Annotated in this window: 13 protein-coding genes; all 13 read right to left on the bottom strand. The window is 57.6% G+C overall.

Features of this window, described 5'->3' with window-relative positions:
• Positions 1-18 precede the first annotated feature (18 nt).
• A complete protein-coding gene (locus HMPREF1153_RS01605; protein ID WP_009645186.1) occupies positions 19-660 on the bottom strand; it encodes an MBL fold metallo-hydrolase in 642 nt (213 codons plus the stop codon).
• Complete coding sequence (locus tag HMPREF1153_RS01600; protein WP_009645193.1) at positions 657-2879, bottom strand: RelA/SpoT family protein; 2223 nt, start codon at positions 2877-2879, stop codon at positions 657-659. Before HMPREF1153_RS01600 ends, HMPREF1153_RS01605 begins: the two co-directional genes overlap by 4 nt.
• A 115-nt stretch (positions 2880-2994) precedes the next feature.
• Complete coding sequence (recJ, locus tag HMPREF1153_RS01595) at positions 2995-4965, bottom strand: single-stranded-DNA-specific exonuclease RecJ (RefSeq protein WP_009645208.1); 1971 nt, start codon at positions 4963-4965, stop codon at positions 2995-2997.
• A gap of 123 nt (positions 4966-5088) precedes the next feature.
• The gene (secF, locus tag HMPREF1153_RS01590) at positions 5089-6006 is read right to left on the bottom strand and encodes a protein translocase subunit SecF (RefSeq protein WP_009645203.1); all 918 of its coding nucleotides are present in this window, start codon (positions 6004-6006) and stop codon (positions 5089-5091) included.
• Positions 5999-7267: a protein translocase subunit SecD gene (secD, locus tag HMPREF1153_RS01585; protein WP_009645228.1), complete on the bottom strand. Its 1269-nt coding sequence runs from the start codon at positions 7265-7267 to the stop codon at positions 5999-6001. The genes secF and secD overlap by 8 nt, the downstream gene beginning before the upstream one ends.
• 42 nt (positions 7268-7309) lie before the next feature.
• Positions 7310-7651 (bottom strand): hypothetical protein, encoded by a 342-nt coding sequence (locus HMPREF1153_RS01580; protein ID WP_009645212.1) that lies wholly within the window; start codon positions 7649-7651, stop codon positions 7310-7312.
• 51 nt (positions 7652-7702) lie between these two features.
• Positions 7703-8413: a PP2C family protein-serine/threonine phosphatase gene (locus tag HMPREF1153_RS01575; protein ID WP_006192978.1), complete on the bottom strand. Its 711-nt coding sequence runs from the start codon at positions 8411-8413 to the stop codon at positions 7703-7705.
• Positions 8414-8422: 9 nt separating this feature from the next.
• Positions 8423-9010 carry a 5-formyltetrahydrofolate cyclo-ligase gene (locus HMPREF1153_RS01570; protein WP_009645222.1) on the bottom strand — a complete coding sequence of 196 codons (588 nt, stop codon included), beginning with the start codon at positions 9008-9010 and terminating at the stop codon, positions 8423-8425.
• A gap of 3 nt (positions 9011-9013) precedes the next feature.
• Positions 9014-9310 (bottom strand): preprotein translocase subunit YajC, encoded by a 297-nt coding sequence (gene yajC / locus HMPREF1153_RS01565; RefSeq protein ID WP_009645216.1) that lies wholly within the window; start codon positions 9308-9310, stop codon positions 9014-9016.
• 107 nt (positions 9311-9417) lie between these two features.
• Positions 9418-10533 (bottom strand): tRNA guanosine(34) transglycosylase Tgt, encoded by a 1116-nt coding sequence (tgt, locus tag HMPREF1153_RS01560; protein WP_009645177.1) that lies wholly within the window; start codon positions 10531-10533, stop codon positions 9418-9420.
• Positions 10534-10723: 190 nt separating this feature from the next.
• On the bottom strand, positions 10724-11755 hold the full coding sequence (gene queA, locus HMPREF1153_RS01555) for a tRNA preQ1(34) S-adenosylmethionine ribosyltransferase-isomerase QueA (RefSeq protein WP_009645165.1): 1032 nt from the start codon (positions 11753-11755) through the stop codon (positions 10724-10726).
• Positions 11756-11770: 15 nt separating this feature from the next.
• On the bottom strand, positions 11771-13015 hold the full coding sequence (locus tag HMPREF1153_RS01550) for a SpoIID/LytB domain-containing protein (RefSeq protein WP_232208158.1): 1245 nt from the start codon (positions 13013-13015) through the stop codon (positions 11771-11773).
• Between the two features lie 254 nt (positions 13016-13269).
• Positions 13270-14871 carry a bifunctional metallophosphatase/5'-nucleotidase gene (locus tag HMPREF1153_RS01545; RefSeq protein WP_009645178.1) on the bottom strand — a complete coding sequence of 534 codons (1602 nt, stop codon included), beginning with the start codon at positions 14869-14871 and terminating at the stop codon, positions 13270-13272.
• Positions 14872-15108 lie beyond the last annotated feature (237 nt).

Here is a 15108-nt window from a genome sequence, read left to right as displayed (position 1 = left end):
GCCTCATGCCTCTTGATTCTACATGAAACCAAAGCCATTGATATAGGGATTGCACTTTCTCTCATGCCCGATCGTCGTCGCAGGACCGTGCCCGCAGTATACAACAAGCTCGTCGGGCAGAGTTATGAGCTTTTCTTTAATGGAAGTTAGGAGATCTTGGGAGGAAGCACCGGGAAAATCCGTCCTGCCGACGGATTCAGCAAACAACGTGTCGCCGCTGAAAACGCGATCCTCCATGAGGTAGCAGACGCCGCCCGGGGAATGTCCGGGCGTATGAAGCACGGTGAACTTCATGCCGCCGATCTCCAAGACCTCGCCGCCTTTCAAAAGAGTATCGGCGGGGCGCGTCATGATCGGCACGCCCATAAAGGCGGACAAGTTCTTCCGCGCATCGAGGAGCATCGGCGCATCAGCCTCATGGATATAAAGCTTAGCACCCGTTTTCTCGCGCAGAAAGTCGATGGCGCCAATATGGTCGGCATGAGCATGCGTGTTGAGAATCGCCTTGAGGTTCAGCCCATCTTCTTGGATATACTGCCATATAGTTTCTTCGCTGCCACCCGGGTCGATTGCTATCGCCTCTTTACTTCCTTCTTCATGCAAAATATAGCAGTTGACGCCAAGCGCCCCTACCACGAGCGCCTTCATGTTCAAACTCATAATTCATCATCCCTTGCTGACGTGCCCAGAGAGCGCGATACGCTATAGACATCCTTCATGCGGCGAATCTTCGTCATGATCTGCGCCACCTGCTGCGAGTTTCGCACATCAAGCCCCATCGTGACGAGCGATGTCTTGTTCGACTTATTCGCCTTCGCCGTGAGCGAAGTGATGTTGACCTTCATCTCAGCTGGCAAGGCGAAAAGTTCTGCGAGCATTCCTGTCTTATCGTTGCAGACAACCTCAATCTGCACCGTATACACCTTGTCAAGACCGACATCCCAGTTGACCTCGATGACGCGCGAGAAATCCATATCGTTCAAGAGATTTGGGCAATCCGAACGATGCACGGAAACGCCGCGCCCTCGCGTGATGTAGCCCGTGATTGGATCGCCCGGAATCGGATTGCAGCAGCGTGCCAGACGCACGAGGAAGCCGCCCTCCCCTTCCACGAGAATGCCGTGGCTCGCCTTCTTCTTGCGGTTCTTCAGCGGCTGCTTTAGTTCGCTGAGCATTTGGGAAATATCGGGCGTCGTCGCCTTCTGCAGATCCTGTTTGTGCATCTCAATGAGCTTCGAGAGGATGCTGTTGACCGTTATGCCGCCGTAACCGATGGCGGCGAGAAGGTCGTTCACCTGCGGAATGTTGAGCTTCTTCGCCAAAAGTTCCAGGCGCTTGGGCTTCAGCACCTCTTTCGGCGCATAGCCAAGATGCTTGGCCTCCTTCTCCATCAAGTCCATGCCGCGCGCGATATTTTCTTCCTTACGCTGCTTCTTGAACCACGAGCGTATCTTCGTGCGCGTCTCCGAGGACGCGACGATGTTGAGCCAGTCACGGCTCGGCCCACTGTTCGACTTGTTCGTGATGATGGAAACGATGTCGCCGTTCTTTAGCTTGTACTCCAACGGCACAATCTTGCCGTTGACCTTAGCGCCCACGCAGTGATGCCCGACTTCCGTATGGATGCGGTAGGCGAAATCTATGGGAATCGATCCTTTGGGCAGATCGACGACATCGCCCTTAGGAGTGAAGACGAAGACCTCGTCGGAAAAAACGTCGACCTTCAAAGCCTCGAAGTATTCGCGCGGATCGTCCAGTTCATGCTGCAGGCTGACCATCTGACGCAGCCACGACATTTTCTGATCGTACTCGCACGTCGCGCCGACGCTCTTTCCCGCTTCCTTGTACTTCCAATGCGCGGCAACACCGTACTCCGAAACCTTGTGCATGGCAAACGTGCGGATCTGAATCTCAAGCGGATAGCCGCGGCAGATCACGGTCGTGTGCAGGGACTGGTAGCCGTTCGACTTCGGCATGGCAATGTAGTCCTTGAAGCGGCCGGGCAGCGGCTTCCACATCGCATGAATGATGCCGAGCACGCCGTAGCAGTCCTTGACGGAGTCGACGAGCACGCGCAGAGCGGAAAGGTCGTAGATCTCGCTGATGTCCTTCTGATCGCGCTTCATCTTCTTGTAGATGCTGTAGAAATGCTTGGCACGACCCCGGATTTCTGCCGTTATATGCGCCTCTTCAAGCTTTTCCACGATTTGCTCGTGCGCCTCGTCGATGAATGCCTGACGCTCCTGGCGCTTCTGCTTGACGCTCTCGACGAGATCGTAGTATGCCTTGGGATCGAGATAGCGCAGGCATAGATCCTCAAGCTCCCACTTGACATTCGATATGCCGAGGCGGTTCGCGAGCGGCGCGTAGATCTCGATGGTCTCCCGCGCGATGCGCTTCTGCTTGTCCTCGCGCATGTACTTGAGCGTGCGCATGTTGTGCAGACGGTCGGCGAGCTTGATCATGATGACGCGGATGTCCTTCGCCATCGCGAGAAACATCTTGCGATAGCTTTCAAGCTGCTGCTCTTCCTTCGACTTATATTGGATCCTGCCGAGCTTCGTCACGCCGTCGATGAGCATTGCGACCTCATCGCCGAAGAGCTCGCGCATTTCATCGAGCGTATGCGTCGTATCTTCCACGACATCATGCAGGATGGCCGCACTGATCGTGATGTCGTCGATCTGCAGATCCGTCAAAATCTTCGCGACGGCCAGCGGATGGATGATGTAGTCTTCACCCGAAACGCGCTTCTGTCCCTTGTGTGCGGCGTCCGCAAGTTCGTACGCCCTTCGGATGAGGTCGGTGTCCGCATTCGGCTGATAGCTCTTGACCGCTTCCAAGATCATATCGATCGTCACGGGACTCATTTCACTCATTGCACTCCACCCGGCTTTCCTCGGCATTCTACGGGCAGCGATCCATGCTCGCCCACTCTAATCTCATATTATACATTATACACCATCGCGCAAGGCTTGAACAAAGAGCGATATCTTACAGCGGATTCCCTTCACGGAAGATGCGCGACTTCTGCAAGTCGAGCTTCTCTTGCGGCGGGCAGAACGCATATTGTCCGTCGTCAGGCAGCAGGACGCTGAGTTCTTCGAAAATCTGCAGCGCCTTTTGAAACGTGAAGATTCCCATGGCAGGGAAATGAAGCAGATACTCTGCCAGAAGCTTTTCCGCATCTGCCGGCAGACCTTCGCCCGCTCTTTGACGTACGAGCAGGAAGCGATAGACCGAGGCCAGCGCGTCACGGTCGGGATGCTTCGCCTCGGCGCGTGCCGGACGAAAATCTTCAAGCATGAGCTGCAGAGAGCGCTTCTCGCGCCACACATGGTATTCGGGAAAATACGCAATGTCGATGCGCTCGCGATTGACGAACGGCGCCTCCTCGCCCTTGCCCCAAGCCAAAACGTCGATGCTCGCGTCCAAGCCGTCAAGCTCAAACTTCAGATGCTGCCCCTCCTTGCCGATCTGCCGCGCATAACTGCCGCGAACGCCGTGCGTCGAAAAGAGCGGCTTGGGATTTCCCATGCCGTACGGCTCCAGAAGCTTGATCTCCGTCATCAGCTGCTCCGTAATCTTTTCGGGTGCAAGTTCCAGCTCGATGTCGAGAATCGGCACGAAATCCTCTTCCGTCAGCACCTTTGCCGCATAAGCCTCCAGAGCCTCACGGAAAGAGGCGATGTCCGCCGAGCGAAGCGAAAGCCCCGCCGCCTGCGCGTGGCCGCCAAAGCCCAGAAGATGCTCCTTGCAGGCCGAAAGAGCTTCAAACATGTGGAAGCCGCGTATGCTGCGGCACGAACCCTTGCCGACGCCGTCTTCTTCCGCGATGATGACCGTCGGACGGTAATAGCGCTCGACGATACGTGAGGCCACGATGCCGATGACACCGGGATGCCAGCCTTCTCCATGAAGCACGAGCACATGCGCTTGCTTGACGTCAATCTCCTCGATCTGTTTTTCTGCCGCCTGCAGGATCTCCTGCTCCACGGCCTGACGCTCGCGATTCGCCGCGTCAAGCTCCTCCGCAATCGCCTGCGCTTCCTCTCCGTCCTCCGTCAGGAGCAATTCGACGCCGCGCAGAGCGGACGCCAGGCGTCCCGCCGCATTGAGCCGCGGCGCGAGCACGAAGCCGATATGTCCGGCTGTGATCTCCTTCTCTTGGAGTTCCGTCACAGCGAGAAGCGCCTGAATACCCGGGCGCTTCGATTTCTTCAAGACGCGCAGACCTTGCTGCACGATCTTCCGATTCTCTCCGAGGAGCGGCACGACGTCGGCGACCGTGCCCAGGGCGACGATGTCAAGATCGCCCGTGAAGGATTTGCCGCGCATTTTCTGCCAAAGCGCCTGGCAGAGCTTGAACGCCACGCCCACGCCCGCGATGTTCTTGTCGGGATATGCGCAGTCTGCACGATGCGGATCGATGACGGCGAGGGCTTTGGGCAATTCCTGGCCCGGCAGATGGTGATCGGTGATGATGAGATCGACCTTGTCTTTTGCCGCTGCCGCCTCCTCGACGGCGGAGATGCCGCAGTCCACCGTGACGATGAGCCCGGCGCCCCCAGCGATGATCTCATCAAGCGTTTCCTTGTGCAGCCCGTAGCCGTCCTTTTGACGATGCGGAATGAAGTAGCCTGCATTCGCGCCGAGCTGACGCAGATTGCGGCAGAGAAGCGAGGTCGCCGTGATGCCGTCGACGTCGTAATCGCCATAGACGACGATGCGCTCCTGCGCTTGGATCGCCTGCTCGATGCGCGAGACAGCCTTTTCCATATCCCTCATCAAGAACGGATCGTGAAACGGCTGCTTTTCCGGATGAAGGAACGCTCGCGCCTCTTCGTCCGATGTGATGCCGCGATGCAGAAGAAGCGCCGCCGTGAAGGGCGTCGTGCCGATGCGCTGGGAAAATTCCACAGCTCTCGCCGATGTATCAGGCAAGAGCGACCATTCTTTCTCCATTGTTCTCCTCCTATCTGTCGCTGATGGAGCAACCTACATAAAAGGGGCTGCTGCACAGACCCTTCGACCTGTGCACAGCCCTTTCATCAGCTTGGCGTTCCGCGCGCAAATTATGAACAACGGTCACTTCGCTGCAGCCGCACTGCCCGCCCTGCGGCGCTTCTCCGAGAAATTGCGCAGGACGACCCAGATGGGGCTTGCAATGAAGATGGACGAATAGCATCCGGCAAAGAAACCAACGAGAAGGGCGAACGAGAAGTCCTTCGTCGTATCGCCGCCGAACCAGTAGAGCGCGAACGTCGTGAAGAGCACGGTGCATACCGTGTAAATCGAGCGCGTCAGCGTCTGATAAATGCTCGTATTGACAAGCTCGTTGATGTCGCCGCCGCGCCTAAAGTGCAGCTTCAGATTCTCGCGGATGCGGTCGAAGATGACGATGGTATCGTTGATCGAGTAGCCGACAATCGTCAGGAGCGCCGCGACGAACGAAGAATCAATCGGCCGCTGCGTCAAGGAGAATACGCTCAGGACGATGAGGATATCGTGAACCAAGGCCAAGATGGAGGAAATGCCAAACTTGAACTCGAAGCGGTACGAGACGTAGAGCACGATCATGACCCACGAGAGAGCAAGCGCCCAAAGGGCATTCATGATAAGCTCTGATCCCATCGTCGCGCCGACCTTCTCCTCGCGCAGCACGTCGTAGTCACCGAGCTGCTGCTTGAGCGACGCCATCACGGCCTTGCGCTCCTCTTCCTCAAGGTCAACGCTTCGCACCATGACCGTGGGCGCAGCTTCGGCATTCGCCGTATCGCCCGAGAACTGGATCGTGCTGTTGTCGAGCCCGTATTCGCGCAGGACGCCGCGCACATCCGCCAAGGTCACTTCCTTCTGGAAGCGCAGCTCGATGATCGTGCCGCCCGTGAAGTCGATGCCGAGGTTGAAGCCCTGCGTGCACATGCTGAAAATGCCAGGCAGAATGACGCACAGGGAGAGGATGAACCAGATCTTCGTGCGCTTTACAATGTCGAACTTATGCATCTTTCTTCACCCCGCTTCCGCCAGTCAATCCCGTCGCACCGTAGACGGCAGGATTCTTGCAAATATTCGAGGCGATGAGGAGCTTCAGCATGTACTGCGTGAGCGTGATCGCCGTCAGCATGCTGAGCACGACGCCGAGTCCGAGCGTGATGGCAAAGCCCTTGATCGTTCCCGTGCCGAAGAAGAACAGTACGAGCGCCGCGATGATCGTCGTGATGTTCGAATCGAAGATCGTCGTGAAAGCGCGCTTGAAGCCCGCTTCCATCGAAAGGCGCAGCGTCTTGCCCAAGCGGAATTCTTCCTTGAAGTGCTCGAAGATCAGCACGTTCGCATCGACCGCCATGCCGATGGACAGGATGATGCCCGCGACGCCTGGCAGCGTCAAGGTCGCATCGAGCATCTTCAAGAGGAAGAGCAGCAGGATGACGTAGGCCATGAGGCTAAGATCAGCGATGAGACCAGAAAGGCGATAGAAGAGGATCATGAACACGAGGACGGCGGAAATGCCGATGACAAAGGCGAACTCGCTCTTGTCCTTCGAGTCCTGTCCGAGCGTCGGCCCGACCGTGCGCGTCTCAATGATATTGACCTTGACAGGAAGTGCGCCGCTTCTCAGAAGCATCGCGATGCGATGCGCCTCTTCCTGACTCTCCTGTCCCGTGATCTCAGCCCTGCCGCCCGTGATCGGCTCGCGCACATTCGGGTTCGTCAAGACTTCTCCGTCGAGCAGGATGGCGATGCGGCGGCCGACGTTCTTCGTTGTCAGATCGGCGAACTTCTTCGCGCCCTCGTCGGAAAACTCCAAGTTGACCACATATTGATTCTGCTGGTTGCGGGCGTCCTGCGCGTTCTTCAGGTCCGTGCCCGTCATGACGGTATTTCCATCCTCGTCCTTGAATTCGAGCATCGCCGTCTTGCCGATCGTCTTAATGGCAGAATCGGGATCCTTGATGCCCGGCAATTCGATGATGATGCGGCGCTCGCCTTGGCGCTGGATCAGCGGCTCGGTCAGGCCAAGCTCGTTGACGCGCTTCTCCATGATTTTGACGACGCGCTGCATCGCATCGTCGTTGACCTGCGCTTCCGGCGTATCGACCGCTTCGAGCACGACATGCGTGCCGCCCTGCAGGTCAAGGCCTTGGCGTATGGAATTTGCCAACGGCGAGACGAAGGCGAAAAAAACGCCGACGATCACCGCGATGACCGCGATGAGCTTCAGTAAAGCGTCCTGTCTCAAATCTTCCCATCTCCTCTGATACATATTATTCTTCCGCACTCAAGCGCAAGGCGCAAAAGACACGGTTCAAGCCCCTTTTTCACGCAGGAATGCGACGACCGTCTCCAAGACCTCCGCCGCCGAAAGATCGTCCGTCTGCAGATAGAGGTCAGCATGTTCCCGCGCGTCGCGCAATCGCTCGTGCTGCACGGCAAGACGCTCCTCCGTCCACGAGACGCGGCGGCGCTTCTTGATTGCAGGAAGCGTCGCATCGATCATCACGAGGATGTCGGGGCGGTGCTTGTTCCAAAAAGCGCGGATGCACGAATGCTCCTGCGCCACGTTGTATGCGTCAAAGCCCGCATCCTTCAGGCCCTGCACGAGCGTCGTCTTGCCCGACGCACAGACGCCGACAACAGCAATTCGCATAGCTTTCTCCTTTGGAAGCGCAATGGCTTCATTCGACTGAAACGGCTGCTACTAGAACGGATACGAAGCGGAAAGCTGCTCGATCTTCGGCGCATCGGCTGTGGCTTCCGCTATGCCCATGACGACGACCGTCATATCGTCTCCCGCCTTGTCCTTGTCCAAGGAGAGCGCGTATTCCAAGATGCTCTTGGCGATGAAGTCGCAGTCCTCGGGCGCATTGTCCTCGATGATGGCGAGGATCTTCTTCATATCCATCGACGCGCCGTCGTACTTCTTTCCCGCGTGCGCGATGCCGTCCGTGAAAGAGACGACGATCATGCCCGGGGCGAACGGCAGTTCATAGACGAGGGGCTTCATGTGGCGGTTGACGCCGATCGGCGAGACCTCGTCATCGTAGATCGTCAGGTACTCGTCCGTCTTGACAATCGTCGGACAGTTGGAATTGCGGCTGATGACGACCGTTTCCGATTCCAAATCGGCGCTCAGGAGCGTCAGCGTGCACGACACCTTCTTGTCCTTCATCGCGTAGAGGTAGTCGTGCACGGCGCGTGCGACAGCGCCGTCGCGGGCGCCGTCAGCGATGAGTGAAGCCGCCTTGTTCACGACCCAGCTGCTCGTATGATGCGCCGCTAGCCCGTTCCCCTGCCCGTCGGCGATGACGGCGGAAAGTCCGCCGTAAGGCCGCTCAATGATGTCGAAGCTATCACCGCAATGCTGCATCGCATACTTGTTGATCTTCGCCATGCCCACTTTTATCTTCATCAATGCTTCTCACCTGCAAAGTATAGTTTCGTTCTCCGTAACAATCGCGTGCATCATGACGTCATGCGCCTCTCGGGGAACCTCGTCCATGATCTGACAAGAAAATGCCACGGCGATTCGCTGCGCCTGCGGCGCCTTCTCGCCCAAGAAGCGATCATAGAAGCCCGCACCAAGACCGAGCCGCGCACCGTCGCGCGAAAATGCCGCGCCCGGCACGAGCACGCAGTCAAAGCTCTTTGGATCGACGATCTCGCGCCGCTCTTCGCACACGGTCGGGATGTCAAACGCTCCCGGCACGAGGTCGGAAAGCGCACGCACGCGCACCGCCTCCATGACGCCCTTGCCGACGATAAGCGGCACGGCAACGCGCTTTCCCTCGGCCAGCGCCTTTTCCATAAAGCTGTAGAGCTGCACCTCGTCCGACATCGCGGCGAAGGCGAAGACTGTCCCAGCCTCGCGGCAGACGTCGAGCGACATCAGTCTCGCTTCTATGGCCTCGCTGAACACCCGGTTCGTCTGCTCTGAAAAGCTGCCGCGCCGCTTCAAGGCCTCTTGCCTCAAGCGTTTCTTCGCCTGCAAAATCTCCTCGGATGTCATGCGTCAAGATTTCTCCTGCGCCCCGCCATCCGTGACATTCGCATGGATGGACGCACGCGACACCTCGATCTCCACATGCTCGGCGATCTTCATCTTGACCATCGTATCGTGCACCTCGGTCAGCGTGCCGTAAATGCCGCCAATCGTCACGACACGATTGCCGCGCCTGAGTCCATCGAGCATCTCCTTGCGGCGCTTCTGCTCCTTGCGCTGCGGCCGGATGATCAAAAAGTAGATGACGAGCACCATGAAGATCAAAGGGCCGTATGTATAAAGGGCATTCATCATATTTGCATCCATGATATTCCTCCCGAAGATAGAACAAAAATCGCGCATACGTCTAACCGTATACCATTCATTTCTTTCGACACTTCTCGCCTTTTCCCTTTATTGCAAAGGAAATTTCCTCATCGTTTCCAGTTTTGCAGGAATTTTGCGCGAAAATCGCTGAACGCATCGGCGAGAATCGCCTCGCGCATCTCGCGCATAAACGCCTGCAGGAAATAAAGATTATGCAGCGTCAGGAGGCGCAGGCCGAAGATTTCCTCGGCGCGAACGAGATGTCGGATGTAGGCGCGCGTGTAGCCGTTTCGGCAGGCGTAGCAGCCGCAGCCCTCTTCGAGGACGGAAAAATCGCGCGTGTAAGCGGCATTCTTCATCACGAGCCGGCCTTCATGCGTCATCGCCATGCCGTTTCGTGCTACGCGCGTCGGAAATACGCAGTCAAACATGTCAATGCCGTACATGACGCCTTCGAGGAGATAATCGGGCGTGCCGACGCCCATCAGATAGCGTGGCTTGTCTTCGGGCAGAAGATGCACGGTGAGTTCGAGCATCTCGTACATGAGTTCCTTCGGCTCGCCGACGCTCAGACCTCCGACGGCATAGCCGGGAAAATCAAGCTCTGCGAGATCGGCCACGCTCTTTTCGCGCAAATCCTTATACATGCCGCCTTGCACGATGCCGAAGAGCCCTTGACTCTCGCTCGTCATCGCATCCTTGCAGCGCTTGGCCCAGCGCGTCGTGCGCTCCGTCGAAGTCTTCGCATATTCGTAGTCGGCGGGATAAGGCACGCACTCGTCGAACGCCATGACGATGTCCGAGCCGAGCGCCATCTGCACCTCCATCGAAACTTCGGGCGAAAGGAATTTCTTCGAGCCGTCGATATGCGAGCGGAAGGTCACGCCGTCTTCGGTGATCTTTCGCAAGTCGCCGAGACTGAATACCTGGAAACCGCCGCTGTCCGTCAGGATTGCGCCGTCCCAGTTCATGAAGCGATGAAGTCCGCCCGCCTCTCGCACGAGCTCCATGCCCGGGCGCAGAAAAAGGTGATACGTATTGGATAGGATCACACCCGCACCAAGATCCTTGAGTTCGTCAGGCGAGACGCCCTTGACGGACGCCTGCGTGCCCACGGGCATGAAGATCGGCGTCGGAAAACTGCCGTGCGGCGTGTGCAGAATGCCGGCGCGCGCTCCCGTCGCCTCATCCTTCTTTATCAATTCATAGGTAATGGCTGTCAAAGAGCCGCCTCCTCTTTCTTGCTGCCTTCAGCGCGACATGTTCAGGAACCACAGATAAATTCAGCCGCCCATCTTCGCACATCTACGCTGTCCTCTCATCGTCGACAAATCCTCGACGTAGCACTGCTACGCCTGCGGTTTGTCTCCTCGATAGACGCAGCGCATCTGTGCAAATCTGGGCAACTTCATTTTATCCGTGTTTCCTTAAAAACATCGCATCGCCGAACGAGAAGAAGCGATACTTTTCGCGCACCGCTTCCTCGTAGGCGTGCAGTACGAACTCACGCCCCGCGAAAGCGCTGATGAGCATGAGCAGCGTCGACTTCGGCAGATGAAAGTTCGTCACAAGGGCATCGACGATCTTGAAGCGATAGCCCGGATAGATGAAGATGTCCGTCCAGCCGCTCTTCGCTGAAATGACGCCTTGTGCCTCAGCCGCCGATTCCAACGTGCGGATCGACGTCGTGCCGACGGCGATGACGCGGCCGCCCGCCGCCTTCGTGCGGCGAATCAGCTCCGCCGTCTCCTCGGGCAGTTGGTAATACTCGCTGTGCATCTTGTGCTCTTCGATCTTTTCCACATTCACGGGGCGGAACGTTCCGAGTCCGACGTGGAGCGTGACGAAGCCGATATGGACGCCCTGCGCCTTGAGTTCGGCAAGCTGCTCCTTCGTGAAGTGCAAACCCGCCGTCGGCGCAGCCGCCGAACCTTCCTCGCGGCAGTAGACCGTCTGGTAGCGCTCCTTGTCCTCCAATCTCTCATGGATGTAGGGAGGCAGAGGCGTTTCTCCCAAGCGATCGAGGATTTCCTCGAATACGCCTTCATAGCGGAACTTCACGATGCGCCCGCCGAAATCCGTATGCGCCATGACCTCAGCGCAAAGCTCGTCGGAAAAGCGGATGACCTGTCCAACCTGCGCCTTCTTACCGGGGCGCACCAAAGTCTCCCACGAATCCTTGTCGAGGCGGCGCAGCAAAAACACCTCGATATGCGCGCCCGTCGGCTCGCGCCTGCCATAGAGACGCGCGGGAAGGACGCGCGTATCGTTCAGAATCAAGGCGTCGCCTGGCGCGAGGAACTCGCCCAAGTCGTAGAAATGACGGTGCTCTATCGTCTTCGCCACCGGGTCGAGCACCATGAGCCGCGATGCGTTGCGCGGCTCGATCGGCTTCTGCGCGATCCGTTCCTCCGGCAGTTCATAATCAAAATCCTTGAGCAGCATATTTTCCGCTTCTCCTCACGGCTGAATCTCCAACTTCGTTCCCGGATAATAATGTGCCAGAATGGCGTCATACTTCATGCGGCCCGCAAGCCTCTCTGCGCCATGCTGTGACAGTCCCAGGCCATGACCGCTGCCGAAACCGGCGATCACGATCTGCCCCTTTTCCCGCTTCACGTCGAAGAGCGTGCTTTTGAGTCCAAAGAGGGAGCGCATCTCGCTTCCCGTCAGCTCCACAATTCGTTTCGAGCCTTCGATCGTCATGTGCGAAACGCGTCCCGAAGGCGTGCGGTAGGCGTCGCCCCTGCCGATGACGAGCGGGGAAAGCCCGATCTTCTTCAGGCTTCCCACCTCCTTGCCTGCGACGGCGAGCTTCCTGAGGAAATCCGTTTCCGACAAGATCACCTGCCACGGGCTTGTCCTTTGCACCTCCTCCTTGACGGGCACGAGATACGGCACACCCGCGCCCCAAAGCGCCTCGCGGCTTTCCGTCATGCCGCCCGAATCACTGTGAAACAGCGTTTCCGCCAGCTTTCCCGCGTAAAGGAGTACCTGATTCGCCGTCTGCGCGACCGCCGCACGCGTCGCGGGCGTTTCCGCATCGACGCCGCCGTAGACTTGGCAATGTGTCGTCGCGCAGACGTCGTAACCTTCCGACCGATGGCGTCCCTTGCTGCGAAGGGCATAGGTTCGCGCCGCCACCGCCTGCGCCTTCAAGGCTTCTATATGCCACGAAGCGGGCATCTCCTCGGCGAGCACGCCGTTCACATAGTCGTCAAGAGGAAGCTGCTCGATGAGGTCAAGCCCCTTGCTCTCGACGCGCACGAAGAAACTGCCGCGATAATGCCCGGCGCCGATTTGAAAGATGCCCTCGGCACGCTGCGGCACAAGGCGCAGGGATGCGCTCGACATTCTCTTGCCATCGAGAAAGATTCCCGCCCCGCCACCCTCCAGCTTGATGGCGGCATTCGGCGCGATCGTCGTCAGCACCTTGCCGCTTCCGTCTTCGACGATGGAAAATCCGGCATCCGACGAGATGAGCACGCTCTTCTGCCCGAGGAGCAGCCCCACGCGAATCTCCTGCGAAGATGCGTGCGCTTTCTCCTGCTTCACCTCTTTGGACGCCGCCTCCCTCTGCGCCTTCCCTGCGCCCTGAAAGTCGATCACGCGGCCCGCCGACGCCGTATGGGAGCAGCAGAAGAACAAGCCGCACAGAAAGAAAAGAATTGCGCCGCACCACATGCCGCTTCGCTTTTCTGACAAGACCAACGCCCCTTTCCCTTCCCTGCACGATAGGAAGCACGGATAAATGCAACGATTCCTATAGTATATCACAGAGAAGCGCACCGCGCCACCGGTAAGGAAGCGCTGATAAAATGAGGTCGCCCAGATGTGTGAAGATGGGGACTGAATTTATCAATGATTCCGTAAGCCCGCACACGAAAGAAAACTGCCGCACATTCCGTACGGCAGTCCTTGAAAAGCGACGTTTTCTAAAACGGCAAATTCTTTCCTCTTCACTCAAGGATTGTGATGCGCCCCGCGCCGGCGGGATTCTCGTAACCCTCGCCGACGACGCCGCCCTGTTCTTTGACGTAGTCGGCAATCGCGTCGATGTCGGAAAACGCCGTGTCGCGCAGCAGCGGCGTGCCGTCGAACATCGTCATGCCGTTGCCGCCGTTCCTCATGATGTAGGAATTGCTGACGACCGTATAATCCTCTGTCAAGTCGAGCGGCACGCCGCCGACCATGACATCCTTGACGCGATAAGCTCCATCGACACGAACAAAACCGCCCTGCTCATTTTGAACCACCGAAGACGGCACACGCGCATCAATAGTGTAGGTGATTCCTGAAACATGGAAAAAACCGCCGGATTCTTCGGGATACTTTGCCGCCCCCATTTCGAGCGCATCGAGAAGCTGCTGCCCCGTGACACTTCTGACGACAAGGTTGTTCGTAAAGGGGAGCAGCGCTGCGAGCGTCTTATACGTCACTTTTCCTGTCGAGATCGGCTCACGAAAACCGCCGCCATTGACGAGCGCCACATCAGCATGAACCGAGGCGCGAAATGCATCTGCAACAAAATCGCCGAGATTCGTCTCGCCGCTGCGCACGCGGTATTCACCGTCAACATCGGTCACGAGGTCAACGGTCGTCGTGCCGACAGGCTTGGCAAGCTGCTCCTCCACCTGCGCGAGTTCCTCATCGACAAGCCGCTTGACATCGGCATCGACCGCCGTCAGCCCCTTGACGAGTTCGCCCGTGATCGTGCCGTCGTCATGGATGGTGATCTTGCCGACGCTCGCAAGCTTCGTGCCCGTCTGCTCGACGAGGACGTCCTTGCCGTCCTTGTTCTTGTCGAGGCGCGTATACTGCTCATGCGAATGTCCATCGATGATGACGTCGATGCCGCTCGTATGCGCAGCCACGGCGCCGCTCGACCAAACGGGAACGGCGCCCGTCGTGCCCAGATGGGCGACGAGCATGACGTACTGGGCTCCCTCCGCGCGCGCTTCATCGACCGTCTTCTGAATCCCCTCATAGAGTTTCGAGCCGTCCTCATCTTCGAGGAAGCTGTAGACGAACTTGCCATTCTCATCCTGAAACTCCTTCGGCGACGACGAGACAATCGTTTCCGGTGTCGTCACGCCAATCAATGCGATTCTTTTGCCGTCGAGCGTGACGATCTTATGTGTCTTGAATACAGGCTGATTCGTCCTCTTGTCGATGAAATTGCAGCTATAGTAGCCGCACTTGAGCTGCGATGCAAGCTCCAGGAAGCGATCCATGCCAAAATCGTACTCGTGGTTGCCGGGGATGGCGAAATCGTAGTCGGCACGGTTCATGATGCGAATGAGTGCCGCGCCGCGCGAGAGACTGCCGAGCGGCTCTCCCTGCACCGCATCGCCCGCATCGACGAGGATGACCTCTGGATTCTCCTTCTGCAAGTCGTGCTTGTACTGCGTGACAGCAGCGATATGGATGTTCTTTGCGACACCGCAATGCACGTCGTTCGTGTGCAGAATGACAGCATCCGCGTGTGCGATCAGCGGCAGAGAGGCAATCCAAGCCGCCGCACAAAGACCGCCGATGAGTTTTTGCATCTTGTTCCTCATAAAGACCTCCTGTTCTGACCATCAGATACAAATTCTATACGTAAAGCCTGCAAATAAAAAGTCAAGCCCTTAGATGAAAAAAGATGAGGAGTTGTGGCAAGTGGAATTTGAGCAACACAAATAGGTCGCCGCAGGAGCGCCGACCAAAGGGACGGTAGTGAAATGCTATTCTTGTTCTTTGGAAAGGCTTGCCAAATACTCATTTACGCGCCCGTAGTAGATGCGCAGGAACTTATT

It is taken from the genome of Selenomonas sp. CM52 (assembly GCF_000292955.1).
Lineage (GTDB): Bacteria > Bacillota > Negativicutes > Selenomonadales > Selenomonadaceae > Selenomonas.
The sequence above is the reverse complement of the archived record's forward strand: the minus strand, read 5'-3'. Positions and strand labels throughout refer to the sequence as shown.